This is a genomic window from Mesorhizobium sp. P2_F5 (assembly GCF_056403715.1).
In genome coordinates this window covers 334,210-355,576 of record NZ_JBFUEY010000004.1, presented here as the reverse complement: position 1 = coordinate 355,576, position 21,367 = coordinate 334,210, and the positions used below count along the sequence as shown (strand labels likewise).

Below are 21,367 nucleotides of genomic sequence, written 5' to 3'. Positions count from 1 at the left end.
TGCCGGAGGTTTAAAGTGGCAAGACATCCCAGGATCACCTTCATCGGCGCCGGCTCGACCGTGTTCATGAAGAACATTGTCGGCGACGTGCTGCGGCGGCCGTCGCTGTCTGGCGCGACGATCGCGCTGATGGACATCAATCCGCAGCGGCTTGAAGAGAGCGCCATCGTCGTCAACAAGCTGATCGCGACGCTGGGCGTGAAGGCGAAGGCCGAGACCTATTCCGATCAGAAGAAGGCGCTCGCCGGCGCCGATTTCGTCGTCGTCGCCTTCCAGATCGGCGGCTATGAACCGTGTACCGTCACCGATTTCGAGGTGCCGAAGAAATACGGCCTGCGCCAGACCATTGCCGACACGCTCGGCGTCGGCGGCATCATGCGCGGCCTCCGGACCGTGCCGCATCTGTGGAAGATCTGCGAGGATATGCTGGCTGTCTGCCCCGAAGCGATCATGCTGCAATACGTTAACCCGATGGCGATCAACACCTGGGCGATCTCGGAGAAATACCCTGAGATCAAACAGGTCGGCCTTTGCCATTCCGTGCAAGGCACCGCGATGGAGCTGGCACACGATCTCGACATCCCCTACGAGGAGATCCGCTATCGCTCGGCCGGCATCAACCACATGGCCTTCTATCTCAAATTCGAGCATCGCCAGCCGGACGGCAGCTATCGCAACCTCTATCCGGACCTGGTCCGCGCCTATCGCGAGGGCAGGGCGCCCAAGCCGGGCTGGAACCCGCGCTGCCCCAACAAGGTGCGCTATGAGATGCTGACGCGGCTTGGCTATTTCGTCACCGAAAGCTCCGAACATTTCGCCGAATACACGCCCTATTTCATCAAGGAAGGGCGCGACGACCTGATCGAGAAATTCGGCATCCCGCTCGATGAATATCCCAAGCGCTGCATCGAGCAGATCGAACGCTGGAAGGGACAGGCCGAGGCCCATCGCTCGGCCGATCGGATAGAGGTCGAGCAATCGAAGGAATACGCCTCCTCGATCATGAATTCGGTGTGGACCGGCGAGCCGTCGGTGATCTACGGCAATGTCCGAAACAATGGCTGCATCACCTCTCTGCCGAACAATTGCGCCGCCGAAGTGCCGTGCCTGGTCGATGCCACCGGCATCCAGCCGACCTATATTGGCGAGCTGCCGCCGCAGCTCACCGCGCTGATCCGCACCAACATCAACGTGCAGGAATTGACGGTGCAGGCGCTGATGACCGAGAACCGCGAGCACATCTACCACGCGGCGATGATGGACCCGCATACGGCGGCCGAACTCGACCTCGACCAGATCTGGTCGCTGGTCGACGAGCTGCTGGCGACGCATGGTGACTGGCTGCCGGCCTGGGCGCATGGAAGCGCCAAAGTCCGGGCCGCCTGAAGCGTCACACCTCCGGTGGCGCGGGCAACCGGTGGCGCAGCTCCTCGACCAGGACGCGCTCGTTCTCCGAATAGTCGATCGGGACGACGACAAGATGGACGCCGCCGCCGGTGAAGGCCTGCTCAAGCGTCGATTGTATTTCTGAGACGGCGCCGACCCTGGTGCCCTTGGCGCCGTACGCCTCGGCATATCTAACAAAATCGGGGTTGCCGAAGGTCATGCCGAAATCGGGAAACTGGTCGACCGCCTGCTTCCAGCGGATCATGCCGAAAGCATGATCCTCGATGATCAGCACGACGAGGTTGAGTTTCAGCCTGACAGCGGTTTCCAGCTCCTGGCTGTTCATCATGAAGCCGCCATCGCCGCAGATCGCCATGACGCGCCGGCCGGGATAGAGCATGGCTGCCGTCATAGCCGACGGCAGGCCGGCGCCCATCGTCGCCAACGCATTGTCGAGCAGCAGCGTGTTGGCGACGCGCGTGCGGTAGTTGCGCGCGAACCAGATCTTGTACATGCCGTTGTCGAGCGCCAGGATGCCGTCGGCCGGCATCACCGCGCGGATGTCATGAACCAGGCGCTGCGGCGTGAAACGGTCCTCGGTGGCGCGCGCGGCAATGCGGCTCAAGATGCCTTCGCGCAGCGGCAGCAGCGCCTGTGCATTCGGGATCTTACCCTCGATGCGGTCGGCAAGCAGCCTGAGCGAAGCGCCGATGTCGCCGACCACTTCCGTCTGCGGGAAATAGACCTGTTCGACATTGGCCGGCTGGTAGCCGACATGGATCACCTTCGGTCCCTTGTCGCCCATGATGAAGGGCGGCTTCTCGATCGTGTCGTGACCGATGGTGATGATGAGGTCGGCCTGTTCTATGGCCTCATGCACATAGTCGCGCTCGGACAGCGCCGCCGTGCCCATATAGAGCTCGGTCCCGCCGGGCACCGTGCCCTTGCCCATCTGCGTGGTGAAATAGGGAATGCCGGTCCTGATCACGAACTGCGCGAGATCGGAGGTCGAGCGCGGACGCGATGCGGCGGCGCCCAGCATCGCCAGCGGGCGCTGCGCCAGCATGATCATCTGGGCGGCGCGGTCGAGCGCAAGCGGGCTGGCCAGCGGAAGTTCGACCGGGTGGGGCGGAATCAGCGCCACATCGTCGCATTCCTCGGCCGCGATGTCTTCGGGCAGTTCCAGATGCACCGGTCCGGGACGTTCCTCCTCGGCAATGCGGAAGGCTTCGCGCACCACGGCCGGAATAGTCCTCGGCGAGATGATCTGGCGCGACAGTTTGGTCAGCGGCTTCATCGCGGCGACGATATCGACAATCTGGAAGCGGGCCTGGCGCGACGACCGGATGCCCTTCTGCCCGGTGATCATGATCATCGGCATGGCGCCGAGCAGCGCATAGGCGGCACCCGTCGTCAGGTTCAGGGCGCCGGGCCCGAGCGTGGTGATGCAGACGCCGGGCTTGCCGGTGAGCCTGCCATGGGTGGCGGCCATGAACGCCGCCGCCTGCTCGTGGCGGGTCAGGATGAGCTGGATTGAGGATTTGCGGATGGATTCCACGACGTCGAGGTTTTCTTCGCCCGGAATGCCGAAGATGCGATCGACGCCCTCATTCTCGAGGGCGGCTACAAGCAAGTCTGAACCTTTGGGCACGAAGCATCTCCTGGGCAAAGTGGCGGCGAACGGCGCCAGTATGTGATCAGACATAGTGCTGGTTAAGCCCTACCGCGAGGCGCAGCCGCCGCCAATGTAGTTTTGTGCTTACAGACCGTTCTGCTTCTCGCGGCCTGAGACCTGCGAGCGCTTCTGGCGAATGGAAAAAAATTCCCTAGGGATGGCGCTGGAGGGCCTATCCTTGCTTCTTGCGGCAGGCGCAAGCCTGTAAATGTGCGGTATCAAGCGGGTCCGCGAGAGGTGAGTAACATGCCCAATCCAACCGTCGTCGGGTTTTCCGGCAATTTCACCCGGCCGTCCAAGACGCGTGGCTTCGTCGACCAGGTCGTCAGGGACATTGCGCGCCAGCACGGCCTGTCCGCGAGTACCTATGACATCGAAGATCTCGGCCCTTCGCTCGGCAGTGCCAAATGGGCGCGCGATCTCGACGGCCAGGCGCGGGCGATTTTCGACAGTGTCGTCAACGCCGATGTCCTGGTGGTGGGGTCACCGACCTACAAGGGCAGCTACACCGGCCTGTTCAAGCACTTCTTCGATCTGTTCGATCCCGCTTCCTTGCGTGGCAAGCCGGTGGTGCTGCTCGCGACCGGCGGCAACGATCGCCATGCCTTGATCGTCGAGCACCAGTTGCGGCCGCTGTTCGGCTTCTTCGAGGCGCTGACGCTGCCGACAGGGATCTATGCCACGGACAAGGATTTTTCCGACGGCGTGCTGCGGGCCGAACCCATCCTGAAGCGCGTCGAGCAGGTCGTCGGCGAGGTCGGGCTGGTGCTGGCCAACCGCTCGGCTGCCAGCGTTGTTGCCGGATAGAGCGAGGCGAGCTCCAGCCTTAACGGCCTTTGCACGGGAGTGAATAAAAAGGGCCCGCAACCGACGCGAATCGTGACGGGCCTCCTTGGAGTACGCCGGGCCTCCCACCCGCCCGACTGCTTTGAAAACTATCCGGCAGAAGGATGGTTCCGCGAGATCCCTGCAAGTCCTTAAGTCATAGCCAAAATCAATACCCCGCCGGCTAGGCCTGGCGGGGTATTGATTGGAGGGTCTGGATCGAATCGGAGCGATCCGGTTGAAAAACGCCAATGCCGGGCAAAGGTTCCCGCGCTCGCGGTCATCCTGAGCGACGATGACAACGGGCTTAGCCCAACGCCAAAATCCATTTCAGGACGGATTTATCGCGAGAACTAGTTCCTGTCCGCCGGCTTCGACCGCATCCTCGACACTGTCTCGCGCTCGGCGCGCTTGGAGCGCAGCGGGGGCAGGCCGCGGTCGATCAGGTCCATGTCTTCCAGCACCATGTCTCCCATGCGCTTGAAGGCGATGTCGAGCGCGCCGGCGCGGTGGGCGGAGCGCAGGAAGCCGGGGATTGTACGGACCGGGTGGTCCTGCGCCAGCGGCTCTTCGGGGAAGACGTCGCTTGCAGCGACGATGTGGCCGCTCTTCACCGCCGCCATCAGGGCAGGGAAGTCGACGACGCCGGCGCGGCTGAGCAGGATGAAGGCAGCGCCCTTGCGCATGCTGGCGAAAGCATCGGCGCCAAGAAAACCCTGGTTCTCTGAGGTCACCGAAGCGACGACGAAGACGAAGTCGCTCGATGTCAGGACGTCGTCGAGCGAGGCCGGCTCGACGCCATTGTCGATCAGGATCGACGGCGGCAGCCAGGGATCGAAGACTTTTGTCCGCGTGCGAAAACCCGACAGCAGGCGGTTGAGCGCGCGGCCGAGATCGCCAAAGCCGATGATGCCGACATCGGCGCCGGACAGCAGCCGCGCCGTCAGATTGCCGTCGCCGCCCCACAGCTCCTCGCCTTTGCGGAAGGCGAGGTCGGCGTCGACGATGTTGCGGGCGAGGTTGAGCGCCATGGCAAGGCCAAGCTCGGCCACCGGCTCGGCGAAGACGAGGCCGGTGGTGACGACGTGGATGCCGCGCGCGAACAGCGTCTCATAGGGCATGTTGTTGATGAGGTTGGTCTCGACATTGAAGACGCAGCGCAGCGCCTTCATCGCTTCCAGCGTCTCGGGCGAGATGGGCGGCTGGCCGATGATGTAGCGGGCCTGCGCCAGCACATCGGCGGGCAATTTCGCCACGCCGTCGGCCGTCGTCTCGACGATGCGGTAATGCGCCTTGAGGCGCGCCAGTTGCGGTGGGGTGAAGATCAACTCGAGCGTGCGTGGTTCCGGCGCGCTGATGGCCAGCGGCAAATCCTTGTTTGGCATGACGATTCCTCCCGGCGCGATCCGGATCGCGTATTTTTGCTTAGCACTTGCCGATAGCCCGAAACCGCTTCACACTTTAGGGAGACATGTGCCTGTGGGACAAAATACCCACGATTAAACGATTTACAACTCCGAAAAATCGATTTACTCATTTCTACAGCGGACGGGAATGCCTCAGTCCGCGCCTCGGGAGGAGGAGCAATGGCGCATAGGCAGGACCAGCAGCGGCGTGCGTCGATCCACGACGTGGCAAGCCGCGCCGGCGTGTCCGCCGCCACCGTCTCCAAGGTCATGGCCGGCGTCACCACAGTGAAGCCGGAAAATGCGCAGCGCGTCTTCGATGCGGTCGAGCAACTGGGTTACCGCGTCGACCCACTGGCCTCCGACATGCGCCGGGCCAAGCGCCGCATCATCGGCGCCATCATGCCCGAGTTCGAAAGCGAATTCTTCGGCCAGATGGTCACCCAGCTCGAGAGCCTCGCCGAGCAGCGCGGCTATACGCTGGTGGCGGCCTCAAGCCGTGAATCGGAAGCGCGTGAAAAAGAGATCCTGGCCCGCATGCATGACTGGCGCGTCGCCGGTGTGGTGCTGGCGCCGGTTCGCAACGAGCATGGCCCGGCGGCCGACTTCATGAAGGCCAATGGCATGACCGGCGTGCTGATCGACCGTGTGCTCTCCGACGACGCCTTCGACACAGTTTCGGCCGACAGTGCCGCCGCCAGCACCGAAGTGGCGCGCGAACTGATCGCCAAGGGTCACCGCCACATACTGGTCGTCGGCCTCGGCGAGCAGGCGGCCACGGTTCGCGCCCGTCTCGACGGGTTTCGCGCCGCCGCACTCAAACTGGCGCCGGATGTGCGCATCGATGTCGTGTTGGCTGAAACCGACGTCGAGCCGTTGAGAGCGCAGCTGCGTGACTATTTCGGGAAAGGCGCCAATGGGGGCGAACGGCCGACGGCGGTCTATTCGCTGTTCCTCAAAGGCACGCTGGTGGCGCTGTCGGAATTCCGCCGGCGCGGCTGGCATTGCCCCAACGATATTTCGCTGGTCGGCTTCGACGACGCCGAATGGATGCAGGTGACATGGCCGGCCATCGCCGCCGTGGTGCAGCCGGTGCGCCAGATCGCCGGCCACGCCATGGAAGCGCTGTTTGCAAGAATTGAAGGTCGGGAGGGGCCGCCGATCGCGCGGCTTGAACCTTGCCGGGTTTTGATGCGGGAATCCGTTGGCTCGCCAGGCAACGGCCCGCATTCCGGGGGAGGACACCGACAATAGCCCCCATTGTCGACAACCCATAAGCTGCACCTGGCCTAGGCTCGCGGCACTGACATCAACCGGAGGATAACAAAAATGACATCGCGCATCCTGAAGATAAATCGATTTACGTTCGCTCTGGGCGCGGCAATCGCGTTCTCGGCCATCTCCGTCGCGAAAGCCGACGATGCCGAATACGGCGTGTTGATGAAGACGCTGGCCAATCCGTTCTGGGGCGCGATGAGCCAGGGCGTCGAGGCCGGCGCAAAAGAGTCCGGCGTGAAGATCTTCGAGCAGGCGGCCGAAAGCGACCAGGCGGCCGAGCCGCAGCTGAACCTGTGCAACACCATGCTAGAGCGCAAGCCGGCGGCGATGATCACCGCGGCCATCAACTCGACCAACCTCTTGCCCTGCCTGAAGGTGGCGCAGGAGGCCGGTGTCAAGATCGTCGACCTCGACAACAATATGGACCAGGCGGTGCTCGACAAGGAAGGTATCAAGGTCACCTTCCATATCGGTTCCGACAATGGCGCGGCCGGCGCGCAAGGCGCGGACTATCTCGTCTCCAAGCTCGGCAAGGACGCCAAGGGTCCGGTGCTGGTGATCGAAGGCCTGTCGGGCAACATTACCGGCGAGAAGCGCGCCAAGGGCTTTGCCGACAAGCTCAAGGAATTGGTGCCGGGTCTCGAAATCGTCGCTTCGCTGCCGGGCGACTGGGATCGCGGCAAGGCCGCCTCGATCGCCACCGATACGCTGACGGCGCATCCCGACCTCGTCGCCATCTTCTGTGCCAATGACGGCATGGCGCTGGGCGCGGTGGAATCCGTCTACGCCGCCGGCAAGGGTCCGCAGGTGACCATTATCGGCGTCGACGGCAATTCGGATGCGGTGAAGTCGATCAAGGAAGGCCGCCTCAATGCCTCGGTGGCGCAGCTGCCTTACCTCGTCGGCAAGCAGGCGGTCGAGAACGTCAAGAAGGCGCTGGCCGGAGAGAAGGTTGAGGACAGCATCGCCGTGCCGACCCTGGTGCTGACCAAGGAAGTGCTCGACGCCGGCAAGGAGCCGATGCTCGAATTTGTGAAATAGTCCCTCCCAGGACTGGGGGTATTTCCCCCGCGGGCTGGCGCGGCATGCTCGCGCCAGCCACCTCTTTCAAAAGGTGCAAAAAGATGGCTTCTGAAACGGCGCAGCCCGGCTTCTGGGCACGGGTGCAGCGCGCATCCGTCGAACGGCTTCATATAAGGCTGGAATCGCTGCTGGTGCTAGTGGCGCTCAGCGCCGTCATGGCGGTGCTGTCGCCCTACTTCCTGTCGCTCAGCAATTTCCTCAACATCCTGCTCGCGACCTCGACGATCGGTGTGCTGGCGATCGCCGCCACCTTCGTCATCGGCTCGGGCGGGCTCGATCTGTCGCTCGGCTCGGTGATGGGCCTATCCGGCGTCGCCGGCGCCTTCGTCGCCGTCAATCTCGGCTGGCCGTGGCCGCTGGCGGTCTGCGCCTGCATCATCGCCGGCGGCATTGCCGGTTACATCAACGGCCAGCTGGTGACTCGCGCCTTCGTGCCGGCCTTCATCGTCACGCTCGGTATGCTCGGCCTGGCGCGCGGGCTGGCGCTGGTCATCTCGCAGGGCAGGGCGATCTACGGCCTGCCTGCAGAGATTGTCTATATCGGCCAGGGCCGGCCGTTCAGTATTCCGATGCCGGTGATCATTCTGGTGCTGACGGCGATCGTCGCGCACTGCCTGCTTGCCTATACGCGCTTTGGCCGCCACACGCTGGCGCTCGGCGACAGCGAGGGCGCGGCACGGGCCGCCGGCATTCGCGTCGAACACCATCGCCGCATCATCTACACGCTGTCGGGCGCGCTCGCCGGTCTCGCCGGCCTGTTGTTCACCGCCCGCGTCAATGCCGGCGATCCGACCGCCGGCATCAATTACGAGCTCACCGCCATCACCGCGGCGATCATCGGCGGCACCAATCTGTTCGGCGGTCGTGCATCGATCCTCGGCACCATGATCGGCGCGCTGATCATGGGCGTGCTGCAGAACGGGCTGACGCTGCTGGCGGTGCAATCCTACTACCAGCAGATGGCGATCGGCGCGGTGTTGATCCTGGCCGTCTTCATCGACCAGTATCAGGTCCGGAAGGAGTCGCGCGTATGACCCTCCTCATCCTGCAAGGCATCCGCAAAAGTTTCGGCGCGGTCGACGTGCTGCATGGCGTCGACCTGTCGGTAGAGGCCGGCGAAGTGATCGGCCTGGTCGGCGACAATGGCGCCGGCAAGTCGACGCTGATGAAGACCATCACCGGCATCTACCGGGCGGACGAAGGTTCCATCCAGTTCGATGGCAGGGACATCCTTCCGCTCGATCCCGGCCAGCGGCGCCGGCTCGGCATCGAGATGATCTACCAGGACCTGTCGCTGGCCAAGCAACAGGACGTGGCCGCCAACATCTTCCTTGGCCGCGAGCCGGTGAAGAGGCTGTTCGGCGTCATCCCTGGCTTTGTCGACAAGGCCGAGATGGACCGCCAGGCGACGAAGATGATCGAGCGGCTCGGCGCGCATCTGCCGTCGATAAACCGATCGGTCGGTTCGTTTTCGGGCGGCCAGCAGCAGACGGTGGCGATTGCGCGGGCGCTGACCTTCAACCCCAAGCTGGTCATCATGGACGAGCCGACGGCAGCACTTGCCGTGCGCGAAGTGCAGAGCGTGCTCGATCTCATCCGCCGGCTGAAATCGGAAGGCATCGCCGTCATCCTGATCTCGCACCGGCTGAACGACGTGCTGTCGGTCACCGACCGCATCGTCGTGCTGCGCCACGGCCGGGCCGATGCCGATCTCATCACTGCAAAAACCAACATGGCCGAAGTCGTCAGCCGCATCGTCGGCGGCGGCGATATCGCTGCGGCGGCGGCGCACGAACAACGAGGCTGAACTGATGAATACTTTTGGACTGCACACTTTCGCCATCGCCCCGGTCTGGGATCTCGATCTGATCGAGCCGCAGATGGAGCGGCTGAAAGGGCTTGGCATCGGCCTGCTCGAAATCCCGCTGCTGCGCCCCGAGGAGATCGACACTCTGCGCACACGCGCCTTTGCAGAACGCTGGAATGTCGAGCTCATACCTTCACTCGGCCTGCCGCGCGCGCTCGACGTGGTGGCGCGGCCGGACGAGGCGTTGGCCTTTCTCGAGCCGGCCTTCGCTGTCTGCGAAGCGGTGGGCAGCGCAGCGCTCGGAGGCGTCACCTATGGCACGATCGGCAAGACGACAGGCCGCGCCCCGACCACCGAAGAAATCGACGGTATGTGCCGGTTCCTGGCGCGTGCTGCCAAAGCCGCCAAGGCGCATGGCCTAAAACTCGGCATCGAACCCTGCAATCGCTACGAAACGCATCTGATCAATCGCGGCATCGACGCCGCCAACATCATCGAGCGCGTCGGCGCCGACAACATCTTCATCCATCTCGACACCTACCACATGCATATCGAGGAAAAGAGTTTTGCGGCCGGCTTCAAGGCAGCCGCGCCCTATCTCGGCTACGTCCACGTCTCAGAAGCCAATCGTGGCGTGCCGGGGCGCGGCATGCTCAACTGGGCGGCCTGCATGAAGGCCATCGCCGATATCGGCTATGCTGGCGCCATCACGCTCGAAAGCATGAACCATGTCGATGTCGACATTGCCGGTGGTCTCGCCGTTTGGCGTCCGGTGGCGGAGAATCCCGACGATGTGATCGGAGTCGGGTTGCCGTTCCTGCGTGAAGAGGCACGGAAGGCGGGATTGACGCTCGGCAGATAATCATCTGCCGAGGCGTCGTATCAATCAAAACGGATAGTGCTGGTTCGGGTCCTCGATCGTCAGCCAGCGCAGGTCGGTGAATTCGGCGATCGAAGCCTTGCCGCCGAAGCGACCATAGCCCGAACCCTTGACGCCGCCGAACGGCATCTGCGCCTCGTCGCCAACGGTCGGGCCGTTGATGTGGCAGATGCCGGCCTCGATGCGCGCGGCAACCGCCATGGCACGACGGATGTCGCGGCTGAACACGGCCGAGGAGAGGCCGTATTCGGTGTCGTTGGCGACGCGCACCGCTTCGTCCTCGCCCTTGACGCGGATGACCGGCTTGACGGGGCCGAAGGATTCTTCGGAGTAGACGCGCATCGCCGGCGTGACGTGGTCGAGCAATGTCGCTTCAACCACGGTTCCGGTGCGCTTGCCGCCGGCCACCAGCTTGGCGCCCTTGGCGACGGCGTCGGCAACCAGTTCTTCCATTTTGTCGGCCGCTTGGCTGCTGATCAGCGAGCCCAGCACGACATGGCCGCGCGGGTCGCCGGCCGGCAATTGTGAGGCGCGGGCGGCGAGCTTGGCGACGAACTCATCGGCGATCTTCTCGTCGACGACTAGGCGCTCGGTCGACATGCAGATCTGGCCCTGATGCATGTAGGCGCCGAAGGCGGCCGCGTTGACCGCGGCATCGATGTCGGCATCGTCGAGCACAACCAACGGCGCCTTGCCGCCGAGCTCGAGCAGCGCCGGCTTCAGATGCTTGCCAGCGAGCTCGGCGATGATCCGGCCGACCTTGGTCGAGCCGGTGAAGTTGACGCGCCTGACGGCGGGATGCGCGACCAGTGTCTCGACGATTACCGCCGCGTCTTTCGGGTCGTTGGTGACGACATTGATGACGCCCTTGGGCAGGCCGGCCTCGACCAGCACCTGGCCGATCAGCCGATGCGTGCCGGGGCACATTTCAGAGGCTTTCAGCACCACCGTGTTGCCGCAGGCGATCGGCATGGCGATGGCGCGGGTGCCGAGAATGACCGGCGCGTTCCACGGTGCGATGCCGAGGCACACGCCGGCCGGCTGTCGGATCGCCATGGCCAAGGTGCCGGGCTTGTCGGAGGGGATGACCTCACCCGAAATCTGCGTCGTCATGGCGGCTGCCTCGCGCAGCATCTTGGCGGCCAGCATGACGTTGAAGCCGGCCCACGGGCCGGTGGCGCCGGTCTCTTCCATCATCAATTTGGTAAATTCGCCGACCTTGGAATCCATCACATCGGCTGCTTTGGCGAGCAAGGCGCGGCGCTCGCCCGGACCGGTCTTCGACCAGGTCTTGAAGGCGGCTGCCGCGGCTTCGACGGCGGCATTGGCGTCGGCTACGCTGGCGGCTGCGGCGCGCGTCGCCAGCTTGCCGGTGAACGGGTCCATGCGCTCGAAAGACGCCGCGCCCGACGCATCCCTTTTGTCACCGTCGATCAGAAGTCCAATGTCCATTGTTTTCTCCCTCGCTCGCCGTCGAGCGTCTTTTCTATCTTGTTGTTGACCATGATCTTATCCGAAAACCGGCTCCCACTCTTCGGGATCATGGTCTAGAAGCCGAGCACCTCGGCGTTGATCGATGCTTCGAGGCCACCGTCAACCGGCACGTTGGCGCCGTTGACCCAGCGCGCGCCATCCGAGCACAGGAACAGCACGACAGGGGCGATGTCGCCCGATGTGCCGGCGCGTCCGACACGGGCGATATCGCTGTCGACGCGGGCGTCGCCGAGCACGTTGCGGAATTGTTTGAGGATAGGCGTTTCGACCGGGCCGGGGCTCACCGCATTGACGCGGATGCCGCGGTTTTTGAACAGGTCCTGATGCGCGGCGCGGAAGGTCCACAACAGCAGCAGTTCCTTGGAGACGGGATAGCCTTCCTCGTTCTTCACTTGGTGGTCAGCGACCACTTTGGCGACATCGGGAAAACCTTCGATGCCGACCATCGACGCTGCACGGTTGAGGTTGGCGCGCCAGCCATAGCCGGCGATCGAGGCGACGTTGACGATGGCGCCGCCTTCGCGAAGCTTTGGCGCAAGGCCTTCCGAGAGTGCGCGCAGGCCGTAGAAGTTGACCGCCAGTGTCGGCACCGCGCCGGTGTTACCGGAGAGGCCTGCGACGTTGCAGAGCGCATCGATGCGCTGCGGCAGTGATGCAATGAGATCGTCGACGCCAGCCTTGGAAGAGATGTCTGCCTTGACGAAACTGCCAACCGCAGCTGTCGGCTCACGCACATCGACGCCGATCACGTCGGCGCCGAGTTGGCCGGCAAGTTCGGCGGTGCGGGCGCCAATGCCGGAAGCGACACCGGTGACGAGAATGGTCTTGCCGAAAAGCATGGTCACACCTTCTCCCGCTGTGCGGTGGCTTGTTGCGACGTCGATGCCGTGTCGCCATCGGCGGTGTTTGCCGGGAGCCTGACGCGATAGCCGACCGGCAGCAGGCGCAGGCCGAAGCGCTCCTCCAGCGTCCCCCACAGGCCGCGCGGCAGGAACAGCGAGAACAGCACCGCCGTGGCGCCAAGGCCGATGAGATACCAGACGCCGGTGCCGCCGAACCAGGTCTCGATGAGGAAGAACAGCAGCGCACCCAAAATGGCGCCCTCGAAGGTGCCGATGCCTCCGACCAGCACCATGAAGATCATGTAGGCGGTCCACTGGACGTTGAAGTAGGTTTTCGGCTGGAAGGTGATGGAGGTGGCCAGCCACAGCGCGCCGGCAATGCCGATGCCGAAGGCGGCGAGCACGAACAGAAGTCGCTTGGTGCCGGTGACGCGCACGCCGACCGAGGCGGCGGCATCCTCATTGTCCCTGATGGCGCGGATGGCCGCCCCCGTGCTGCCGCGCAGCAGGCCGAACAGGATGGCGAGCAGCGCCGTCATCGAGGCCAGCGCCAGCCAGTAGATCGTCGCCCGCCTGGCGCCGGCATCGTAGACGTTGAGCGAGATCAGCGACGTCCCGGTTTCGCCTTGTACCAGCCGGTCGAGATTGACCAGCAGATGGGTGAGCGCCGCAATCACCCACATGCCGATGGCGAACTCGCCGTTCTTCAACCGCAGCATGAACAGCGACATTGGCCAGGAGATCGCGCCGACAATGATCGCCGAGACGAACAGCGAGGCGAACGGATCGAGGCCGGCATCGGCGAGGCGAATGGCGAAATAGGCGCCGAGCCCGAAGAACACTTGTTGTCCAACCGAGACCAGGCCGCCGAAGCCAGCCAGCGCGTTCCACATCGCCGCCAGGATCACATAGATGAACAAGGCCGTCATGCGGTCGACGGCGCCGGCCGACAGGAACTGCGGCGCGACGGCGAGCAGCGCGATGATCACCACAACCGCGATCGCCGAGATGCGCGAGGCCGGGGTGCCACGCTCGATGACGGGGGAGGTCGAAACGGCGCTCATGTCGTCTTCCTCGCGGGCAGGCGCAGCAGGCCGCGCAGGCCGAGGCCCGAAGTGGAGAGCCGGATGAACAGCACGATCAGGAAGGCGACATGGCCGCCGATGAGAAAGCCTTGCGGATGTATCTGCGCGCCGAGTGTCTGGGCCAGCGCCAGCACGATGCCGCCGACCAGCGTGCCCCACAGCGAACCGGCGCCGCCGATGACTGCCGCCTCGAAGGCGAACAGCAATTGCGGTGCGCCGGTATACGGATCGAAGGTGGCGCGCATGCCAAGGAAGGCGCCGGCAAGACCGACGGTGACCATGGCGATGGCTGCGGCAAGGGCGTTGGCGCGGCGCGCATCGACACCGACGAGACCAGCCGTATCAGGATCTTCCGAGGTGGCGCGGATCGAGCGGCCAAGCCTGGTGCGGGTGAGGAACAGCTGCAGCCCGCCAAGCAGGATGACGGCGGTGGCGAACATGATGACGGCAAGCTTGCCGACATAGATGCTGCCCGGCCATTCCCAGGAATCGTAGGACAGGCTGCCGATATAGGGCGCCAGCGAACGGGTGTCGGCGCCGAATTGCTCGAACAGAAGATTGTCGATGACGATGGCGAGGCCGAAGGTGGTGAGGATCGGCAGCAGCGCGCCGCCGCGGGCGCTGCGTTCGAGCAGGAAGCGCTGCAGCACCCAGCCGATCGCCGCCATCAGCGGCAGCACGATGAGCAGGCCGACGAAGGGCGAGATGTGGAATTGCGAGGCGAGCCACCACAGTGCATAGGCCGAGAACACGGCGAGACCGCCATGCGCCAGGTTGATGATGCGCATTACCGAAAACATGAAGGAGAGGCCGCAGGCGATCAGCGCGTAGTAGCCGCCTAGAAGGATGCCCTGGACGATCTGGTTGCTCATGCCGGCACGCTCCCGGCGCTTTTCCTGTGCAGGCCGAAATAGGCCTTGGTCACCTCGTCGCGGGACATGCCCTTGCTCGGACCCTCCAGCGCGACGCGCCCTTCGAGCATGCAGATGACCTTGTCCGAGACCGAGAGTGCGCGGTTGAGGTCCTGCTCGACCAGGATGATCGTCGTGCCTGAACTGATCAGGCCTTGCAGCGAAGCGTAGACGCGGTCGACCACCAGCGGCGACAGGCCGAGCGAGACCTCGTCGAGCAGCAGCAACTCGGGATTGCTCATCAAAGCGCGGCCGATGGCGGTGGCCTGCTGCTCGCCGCCCGAGAGAAGCCCGGTCTTGGCGTGGCGGCGCGGTTTGAGGTTCGGGAAAGTATCGAGCACCCGTTCCACGCTCCAGTCGCCGGGCCGGCCGGCGGTCTTGCCAAGCAGGAGGTTCTCCTCGACCGTCATCTGCACGAAGAGTTTTCGCCCTTCCGGCACCAGCGCAACGCCCATGCCGACGCGTTTGTGAGACGGCACGCCGGTGATATCGGCGCCGTCCAGCAGCACGAGCCCGGCCGTCGGCTGATGCGCGCCGGCGATCGCCCGCAGCAGCGTCGTCTTGCCGGCGCCGTTGGCGCCGACCAGCGCCAGCGTTTCGCCGCGCTCGATCGTAAAGCCCACGCCGCGCACCGCTTGCAACAGCCCGTGCCGGACAACCAGGTTTTCAACTGCGAGCAGGCTCATTTCGGGCCTCCACCGAGATAGGCGCGCACGACTTCGGGGTCGGCCATCACCGCTTGCGGCTCGCCGTCGGCGATGATCTTTCCCGCATCCATGCAGATCAGCCGCTCGGCCACCTGCAGCAGGATGTGGACGATGTGCTCGATCCAGACGATGCCGATCTTGCGCCGGCGCAATTCCTTGATGGTGTCGACAAGTTCGCTCGCCTCGCCATCGGTCAGCCCGCCGCCGATTTCATCGAGCAGCAACAGCGTCGGCCTCGCCGCGAGCGCGCGGGCCAGTTCCAGCCGCTTGCGGTCGAGCAGGCCGAGCGTCTCGGCGCGCCGGTTGGCGACGCCCAGCATGCCGCAGAGTTTCAGCGACGCCAGCGCTTCCTCATAGGCCTCGTCGCGGCCGAGACCGGCGCCATGCGACGCTGCGACGAAGACGTTTTCGAACGTGGTCATGCCGCTGAACGGTTTCGGCACCTGGTGCGTGCGCACCAGGCCGAGCCGGCAGCGCGCCGTGGCCGGCAGTCCCGTCACGTCACCACCCCTAAAGGCGACGGTGCCGGCGCTTGGCGGAAAGGCGCCAGAAAGCACGCTGAGCAAGGTCGTCTTGCCGGCGCCGTTCGGGCCGACGATGCCGACGGCCTCGTCGGCATTCATGGCGAAGTCGATATCGTCGAGAACCACCAGCGCGCCGAAGCGTTTCTGGATGCCGGCAGCGCTGAGGATCGCAGCGTTTGGTAAACCGTTCACGATGCGATCCCCGTAGCGTTCGTCAGCCGTTATACGGCTGGAGCTTGGCTTCGACCGGCACCTTAGGGTCGGTGGCGTTCTCGGTCACGACATAGTCGAGCGGGAACTTGCTGCCTTCCTTGGCGGCCACCCACTGCGTGCCGATAATCGGGCCGGGCGAGACATTGGCGACCGGGCCACTGTTGAAGTCGACCTTGCCGATCATGGTCTCGGTGTTGAGCGTGCTCAGCGCCTTGGCGACCGCCGCCTTGTCCTTGGCGTCGGTGCTCGCCTTCAGCGCTTCGAACCCGGCGTCGAGCAGCGACATCGAGGCGCCGAGCTGCTGCGTCCACTGCTTGCCGCTCGCCGCCTCATAGCCGTCGGCAAGCTCGGCTCCCGAAACGCCGGTCAGCGGCGACTTGTAGGGGAAGGCCTTGTGCCAGTAGGCGGCGCTCGAAATCTTGTTGCCGAGATCGCCGAGCGCCTCGATATCGGACGGGAACAGCCCGGTCTTGGCGACCTGGCAGATCTTGATCTGCTTGATCAGGCCTTGCTGCGCGGCCTGACGCCAGAAGGCGGCGAAGTCCGGCGGGATCGGGAAGGAGTTGAAGATCTCGACGCCTTCCTGCTTGAACAGGGCGATCTGCGAGGAATAGTCGGTGGTGCCGGTCTCATAGGCGCCGGGATCGACGATGGTGAAACCCTGCTTGGCCAGCAGCGGCGCCAGATGGGTGCGGATGGCGTTGCCGTCGGCGTCGTTGGGGTACATGACGCCGACCTTCTTGTTGGTCTCGATCAGGTTCCATTGCGAGATGTAGGTCCGGAAGAACTCGTCGACGCCGAAACCGAAATGATAGGTCCACTTGAACGGCGAGGGTGCGCCGGGCTTGGCGCCGCGGCCGAAATACCAGGCCTCCCACGGCATGACGGTGGACAGGCAAGGCACGCCGGCAGCTTCGCAAGCGTCGGCGACCGGGTTGATCACCTCCGGCGTCGACACCGCCAGCATCAGGTCGACGGACTGGTTGTTGATGAGGTCCTTGGCGAGCTGGCCGGCGCGGGATGGATCGGACTGCGTGTCCTGGTCGATGATCTCGACGCTGTATTTCTTGCCGCCGAGTTCGATGCCACCGGCGAGCGCCTTGCGGGCAAGGTCGAGCACGTAGCCGTCGGTCTGGCCGAAGCCGGCGAGCGGTCCGGTGCGTGGGCTGACGAAGCCGACTTTGAGCGTGTCGGCGTCTTGCGCGAAGGCCTTGCCGCGACCGAGTGCAAGTGCCGCGCCGCCGGCGATTGCTGTGGCGATGAACTGGCGCCGCGAGACGCCGGATGTGCTTGAGGTCATGCTGATATTCCTCCCTTTCCTGGCGGTGCCTGGAGGCGACCGCCGGCCTGCTCAAAATCGGTGCCGCCCGTTCTTCAGACCGGATATGCCCCGGCTGGCTTTGAGGCGGCAGCGGAACGCCGCCAATGCCGGCAAACGGCACGATTTCGATCCTCCCATTGCCACAGTGCCCCAGGCGTTTGGTTTGGTAAAATGATATTTTGCGGTGTTTTGTTAACCCTGGGGTTACGAGAATTCCGCATTCACGCAGGTCTGCAAGACTGATCTGATCGCTGGGCACTCTTGAAGGACAACGCCTCAGCCGCCTTGGCTGGCCGCCTCGCGGATGGTTTTCAGCAGGATGGCGAAGGCCGGCGAGGGGGCGGTGTCGGTGCGCATGGTCAGCCCGACGGGTCCCTTGGTTTCCTCGGTGTTGACGGGCAGAGCGACGAAGGCTCCGCTGGAGATTTCATTGGCGACGACGCCGGTCGAGATGATCCAGACGGCATTGCTTTGCCGCAGGAAGGCGCGGCCGAAGGAATCCGACACGGTCTCGATCTCGGTCGCCGGCGCGGTCATACCGTTGGTGATGAACAGGCGGTCGACAAACGGGCGGATGACCGATTCCCGCGTCGGCATCAGCACCGGGAATTCGTCGAGCCGGGCGAAGATGTCCTGGCCCGGCTGCGCCAGCGGGTGGCCGGCCCGCACCACGAACAGCACCTGTTCGGAATAGAGATGCTCGAAGAAGAAGCCGGTCATGTTTTCCGGCGCCGCCAGCCGGCCGACGACGAGGTCGAGCGCGCCGACGCGCAATTGCTCAAGCAGCACGGCATTCTCGCCGGTGACGATCTTGATCGCAGCCCCCGTGTTCTCCTTGAGGAACAGGGTCATGGCGAGCGGCATGACCCTGGCCGACACCGTGGGCAGGGCGCCGATGCGTATCGGATGGCGGTTGATGGCGCCGTCCTGCCTGACCGAATCGACGCCGCGCTTCAAGGCGGTGATCGCCGTGCCGGCATGGCCAAGGAAGATTTCGCCGAGCCGCGTAACCCTGATGCCTCGGCCGTCGCGTTCGACAACGGCGATGCCAAGCGCCTCCTCCAGTTCGCGCAGTGTCTTGGTCACCGCCGGCGGACTGACATGAAGAAAGTCGGCCGCCCTCGCCACGCTGCCTTGCCGCGCTACCTCAAGGAATGCCTGCAGGTGACGGAACCTTATGCGGCTTTCGGACATGGTTTCGTAACCTCTCAGTTAATGAAACGGCGCAAAATATCATTTTACCAAACCAAATGCCTTGTGCAATGTGAAGACGGAGGATCGAAATCGTGCCATTCGTCAACATTGGCGGCATCACGCTGCACCATCGTCACTTCAAGGCGGAGGGCAGTGCGAGACCGGTCGTGTTCATCAATTCGCTTGGCACCGACTTCCGCATCTGGGACGAAGTGGTGTCTGAATTGAACGCTGACATGCCCTTGCTGGTTTACGACAAGCGCGGCCACGGGCTCTCCGATATTGGCGGCATCTCCTCGATCGACGATCATGTCGACGATCTCTCCGGCCTCATCGATCATTTCGGGCTGACCAACGTGGTGCTCTGCGGCCTGTCGGTCGGCGGCCTGGTCGCGCAAGGGTTTTACGCGCGGCGCCCTGAACTCGTCGAAGGTCTCATCCTGTGTGATACAGCGCACAAGATCGGCACAGCCGACAGCTGGAATACGCGCATCGCAACAGTCGAAACCAAAGGCATTCAGGCTATCGCCGACGCCGTGCTCAAGGTGTGGTTCACGCCGGCCTTCCACACGGAACGTGTCGCCGAGCTGGACGGCTACTGGAACATGATGACCCGGCAGGCCATCGCCGGTTATGTCGGCACCTGCGCCGCGGTCCGCGATGCGGATTTCACCCAGGCAGCGCAGGCCATCGCCGTGCCCACGCTTTGCGTCGTCGGCGACCAGGACGGCTCGACGCCGCCGGATCTCGTCCGCTGGCTGGCCGACCTCATTCCCGGCGCGCGCTTTGAGATCATCCGCGATGCCGGCCACATCCCTTGCGTCGAGCAACCCGGGGCGCTGATCGCCCTGATCCGAGAATTTGTCGCGTCGCTTCCTCAGAGAAAGCAGATCCATGGATGAAGTGTCCAAGAACGAAACCAGATACCGGGCCGGGCTGACGGTGCGGCGCTCGGTGCTCGGCGACCCGCATGTCGACCGCAGCGAGGATGCCGTCACCGATTTCGACCGGCCGTTCCAGGAGCTGATCACCGAGGCGGCATGGGGGACGGTGTGGGCGCGGCCGGGTTTTAGCAAGCGCGAGCGCTCGATCGTGACGCTGGCCCTGCTCGCCGCGCTCGGCCATGATGAAGAGGTCGCCATGCATGTGCGCGCCACCGCCAACACCGGGGCTTCGCGTGACGACATCTGCGAAGCGTTCCTGCATGTCGCGATCTATGCCGGTGTGCCGGCGGCCAACCGCGCCTTCAGGATCGCCAAGGAGGTGTTTTCGGAAATGGACGGAAGCAGGAATGGCCATGCCAGCTGATGCCGGCTCGAACGGCAGGCCCGAGACCGGTGCCTTCTTCCAGCGCGATCGCCGCTGGCACCCGCCGGCGCTGACGCCGGACTACAAGACTTCCGTTCTGCGCTCGCCGCAGAAGGCGCTGCTGGCCTTCGACAATACGCTGTCAGAAATCACCGGCCCGGTGTTCGGCCACGCTATGCTGGGCGAACTCGACGATGATCTGATCCACAATTTCGCAAAGCCCGGCGAAAGCGCAATCGGCGAGCCCATCATCGTCTATGGCCGGGTGCTCGACGAGCGCGGCGTTGGCGTCTCGGGCGCGCTGCTCGAATTTTGGCAAGCCAATGCAGGCGGCCGCTACCGCCACAAGAAGGACGGCTATCTCGCGCCGCTCGATCCGAATTTCGGCGGCTGTGGCCGCACCATAACCGACGCTGATGGCGGCTATGCCTTTCGCACGGTGAAGCCCGGTCCCTATCCCTGGCCGAACGGGCCCAATGACTGGCGGCCCTCGCACATCCATTTCTCGGTGTTCGGCCACGGCTTTGCGCAGCGGCTGATCACGCAGATGTATTTCGAGGGCGACCCGCTGATCTGGCGGTGTCCGATCGTGCGCGGCATCCGCGACAAGGCGGCCGTTGAGACGCTGATCGCCGCGCTCGACATGCAGGCGACGATCCCGTTCGACGCGCGCGCCTACAAGTTCGACATCGTGCTGCGCGGACGCCGCGCCTCAATGTTCGAAAACCGGCCGGAGGGCAATTGATGGCGCAGGCGCTCACCCGGCTGAAGGAAAGCCCGTCGCAGACAGCGGGGCCTTACGTGCATATCGGGCTGACGCCGAATTTCGGCGGCATTGGCGGCGTCTATCCGACCGACCTCGGCGCGACGATGCTCAACGACAAGACCAAGGGCGAGCGCATCGGTTTGCGCATCCGCGTGCTCGACGGTACCGGCACGCCGCTCAAGGACGCGCTGATCGAGATCTGGCAGTCGGATGCCAACGGCTTCTACAATTCGCCGGCCGAGTTGCGTGGCGATGCCGATCCGGATTTTCAGGGCTGGGGCCGCCAGCCGACCGACATGGAAACGGGACTGTGCAGTTTTCAGACGATCAAGCCGGGACGCGTGCCGTTCAGCGACGGGCGGTTGATGGCGCCGCATATCAGCCTGTGGATCTTCGCTCGCGGCATCAATATAGGTCTGCACACGCGGCTCTATTTCTCCGACGAGGACAAGGCCAATGCCGAGGATCCGATCCTGGCTCGCATCGAGCACAAGCTGCGTGTGCCGACGCTGATAGCCGAGCGGCAAGGCGACGCCTACATTTTCGATGTCCATCTCCAGGGGGAGAAGGAAACGGTCTTCTTCGACAGCTAGAGCGGTTCATCGTTTCACGGAAACGCTGAACGGCTCTAGCTCCTTTTCTGACGCACTTCCGGACGGAAA

Annotated in this window: 21 protein-coding genes; 11 read left to right on the top strand and 10 right to left on the bottom strand. The window is 64.2% G+C overall.

Annotated elements, in window-relative coordinates; translation table 11 throughout:
* The first annotated feature begins 15 nt into the window (after positions 1–15).
* On the top strand, positions 16–1,386 hold the full coding sequence (gene melA / locus AC1DYO_RS08255; protein ID WP_477262070.1) for an alpha-galactosidase: 1,371 nt from the start codon (positions 16–18) through the stop codon (positions 1,384–1,386).
* A gap of 4 nt (positions 1,387–1,390) precedes the next feature.
* Here the strand turns inward: melA and AC1DYO_RS08250 are convergent, their stop codons facing one another.
* Positions 1,391–3,037, bottom strand: coding sequence for an acetolactate synthase large subunit (locus AC1DYO_RS08250; RefSeq protein WP_477262068.1), 1,647 nt, complete (start codon positions 3,035–3,037; stop codon positions 1,391–1,393).
* Positions 3,038–3,307: 270 nt separating this feature from the next.
* On the opposite strand from AC1DYO_RS08250, the gene msuE reads away from it, so the two are divergent.
* Positions 3,308–3,868, top strand: a complete 561-nt coding sequence (gene msuE, locus AC1DYO_RS08245; RefSeq protein ID WP_477262066.1) for an FMN reductase — start codon at positions 3,308–3,310, stop codon at positions 3,866–3,868.
* A 371-nt stretch (positions 3,869–4,239) separates the two neighbouring features.
* Here the strand turns inward: msuE and AC1DYO_RS08240 are convergent, their stop codons facing one another.
* Positions 4,240–5,271 carry a hydroxyacid dehydrogenase gene (locus AC1DYO_RS08240; protein WP_477262064.1) on the bottom strand — a complete coding sequence of 344 codons (1,032 nt, stop codon included), beginning with the start codon at positions 5,269–5,271 and terminating at the stop codon, positions 4,240–4,242.
* A 201-nt stretch (positions 5,272–5,472) separates the two neighbouring features.
* Between AC1DYO_RS08240 and AC1DYO_RS08235 the strand changes: the two genes are divergently transcribed.
* The 5 genes from AC1DYO_RS08235 to AC1DYO_RS08215 all read left to right on the top strand — a co-directional run bounded on the left by AC1DYO_RS08235 (position 5,473) and on the right by AC1DYO_RS08215 (position 10,322).
* Positions 5,473–6,546 carry a LacI family DNA-binding transcriptional regulator gene (locus tag AC1DYO_RS08235; RefSeq protein ID WP_477262062.1) on the top strand — a complete coding sequence of 358 codons (1,074 nt, stop codon included), beginning with the start codon at positions 5,473–5,475 and terminating at the stop codon, positions 6,544–6,546.
* Between the two features lie 75 nt (positions 6,547–6,621).
* Positions 6,622–7,611, top strand: a complete 990-nt coding sequence (locus AC1DYO_RS08230; RefSeq protein ID WP_477262060.1) for a sugar ABC transporter substrate-binding protein — start codon at positions 6,622–6,624, stop codon at positions 7,609–7,611.
* A gap of 83 nt (positions 7,612–7,694) precedes the next feature.
* Positions 7,695–8,687, top strand: a complete 993-nt coding sequence (locus tag AC1DYO_RS08225; protein ID WP_477262058.1) for an ABC transporter permease — start codon at positions 7,695–7,697, stop codon at positions 8,685–8,687.
* Complete coding sequence (locus AC1DYO_RS08220; protein WP_477262056.1) at positions 8,684–9,460, top strand: ATP-binding cassette domain-containing protein; 777 nt, start codon at positions 8,684–8,686, stop codon at positions 9,458–9,460. Before AC1DYO_RS08225 ends, AC1DYO_RS08220 begins: the two co-directional genes overlap by 4 nt.
* Before the next feature lie 4 nt (positions 9,461–9,464).
* A complete protein-coding gene (locus tag AC1DYO_RS08215) occupies positions 9,465–10,322 on the top strand; it encodes a sugar phosphate isomerase/epimerase family protein (protein ID WP_477262054.1) in 858 nt (285 codons plus the stop codon).
* Positions 10,323–10,346: 24 nt separating this feature from the next.
* Here AC1DYO_RS08215 and AC1DYO_RS08210 read toward each other — a convergent pair whose 3' ends face one another.
* The 8 genes from AC1DYO_RS08210 to pcaQ all read right to left on the bottom strand — a co-directional run bounded on the left by AC1DYO_RS08210 (position 10,347) and on the right by pcaQ (position 18,631).
* Complete coding sequence (locus AC1DYO_RS08210) at positions 10,347–11,792, bottom strand: aldehyde dehydrogenase (RefSeq protein ID WP_477262052.1); 1,446 nt, start codon at positions 11,790–11,792, stop codon at positions 10,347–10,349.
* 95 nt (positions 11,793–11,887) lie between these two features.
* Positions 11,888–12,673 carry a coniferyl-alcohol dehydrogenase gene (locus AC1DYO_RS08205; protein WP_477262455.1) on the bottom strand — a complete coding sequence of 262 codons (786 nt, stop codon included), beginning with the start codon at positions 12,671–12,673 and terminating at the stop codon, positions 11,888–11,890.
* Positions 12,674–12,675: 2 nt separating this feature from the next.
* Entirely contained in the window at positions 12,676–13,740 is a 1,065-nt protein-coding gene (locus AC1DYO_RS08200) for a branched-chain amino acid ABC transporter permease (RefSeq protein WP_477262050.1), read from the bottom strand.
* Positions 13,737–14,633: a branched-chain amino acid ABC transporter permease gene (locus AC1DYO_RS08195; protein WP_477262048.1), complete on the bottom strand. Its 897-nt coding sequence runs from the start codon at positions 14,631–14,633 to the stop codon at positions 13,737–13,739. The genes AC1DYO_RS08200 and AC1DYO_RS08195 overlap by 4 nt, the downstream gene beginning before the upstream one ends.
* Entirely contained in the window at positions 14,630–15,358 is a 729-nt protein-coding gene (locus AC1DYO_RS08190) for an ABC transporter ATP-binding protein (RefSeq protein ID WP_477262046.1), read from the bottom strand. The genes AC1DYO_RS08195 and AC1DYO_RS08190 overlap by 4 nt, the downstream gene beginning before the upstream one ends.
* Complete coding sequence (locus AC1DYO_RS08185; RefSeq protein ID WP_477262453.1) at positions 15,355–16,029, bottom strand: ABC transporter ATP-binding protein; 675 nt, start codon at positions 16,027–16,029, stop codon at positions 15,355–15,357. Before AC1DYO_RS08185 ends, AC1DYO_RS08190 begins: the two co-directional genes overlap by 4 nt.
* An 88-nt stretch (positions 16,030–16,117) precedes the next feature.
* Positions 16,118–17,416: an ABC transporter substrate-binding protein gene (locus AC1DYO_RS08180; protein WP_477262044.1), complete on the bottom strand. Its 1,299-nt coding sequence runs from the start codon at positions 17,414–17,416 to the stop codon at positions 16,118–16,120.
* A 297-nt stretch (positions 17,417–17,713) separates the two neighbouring features.
* Complete coding sequence (pcaQ, locus tag AC1DYO_RS08175; protein ID WP_477262042.1) at positions 17,714–18,631, bottom strand: pca operon transcription factor PcaQ; 918 nt, start codon at positions 18,629–18,631, stop codon at positions 17,714–17,716.
* A 92-nt stretch (positions 18,632–18,723) separates the two neighbouring features.
* Between pcaQ and pcaD the strand changes: the two genes are divergently transcribed.
* The 4 genes from pcaD to pcaG are packed head-to-tail and all read left to right on the top strand — an operon-like array spanning position 18,724 to position 21,298.
* Positions 18,724–19,533, top strand: coding sequence for a 3-oxoadipate enol-lactonase (gene pcaD, locus AC1DYO_RS08170; RefSeq protein WP_477262040.1), 810 nt, complete (start codon positions 18,724–18,726; stop codon positions 19,531–19,533).
* The gene (pcaC, locus tag AC1DYO_RS08165) at positions 19,526–19,939 is read left to right on the top strand and encodes a 4-carboxymuconolactone decarboxylase (protein ID WP_477262038.1); all 414 of its coding nucleotides are present in this window, start codon (positions 19,526–19,528) and stop codon (positions 19,937–19,939) included. The genes pcaD and pcaC overlap by 8 nt, the downstream gene beginning before the upstream one ends.
* Entirely contained in the window at positions 19,929–20,684 is a 756-nt protein-coding gene (gene pcaH / locus AC1DYO_RS08160) for a protocatechuate 3,4-dioxygenase subunit beta (protein ID WP_477262451.1), read from the top strand. The genes pcaC and pcaH overlap by 11 nt, the downstream gene beginning before the upstream one ends.
* Positions 20,684–21,298: a protocatechuate 3,4-dioxygenase subunit alpha gene (gene pcaG / locus AC1DYO_RS08155; protein WP_477262036.1), complete on the top strand. Its 615-nt coding sequence runs from the start codon at positions 20,684–20,686 to the stop codon at positions 21,296–21,298. The genes pcaH and pcaG overlap by 1 nt, the downstream gene beginning before the upstream one ends.
* The last annotated feature ends 69 nt before the right edge of the window (positions 21,299–21,367 follow it).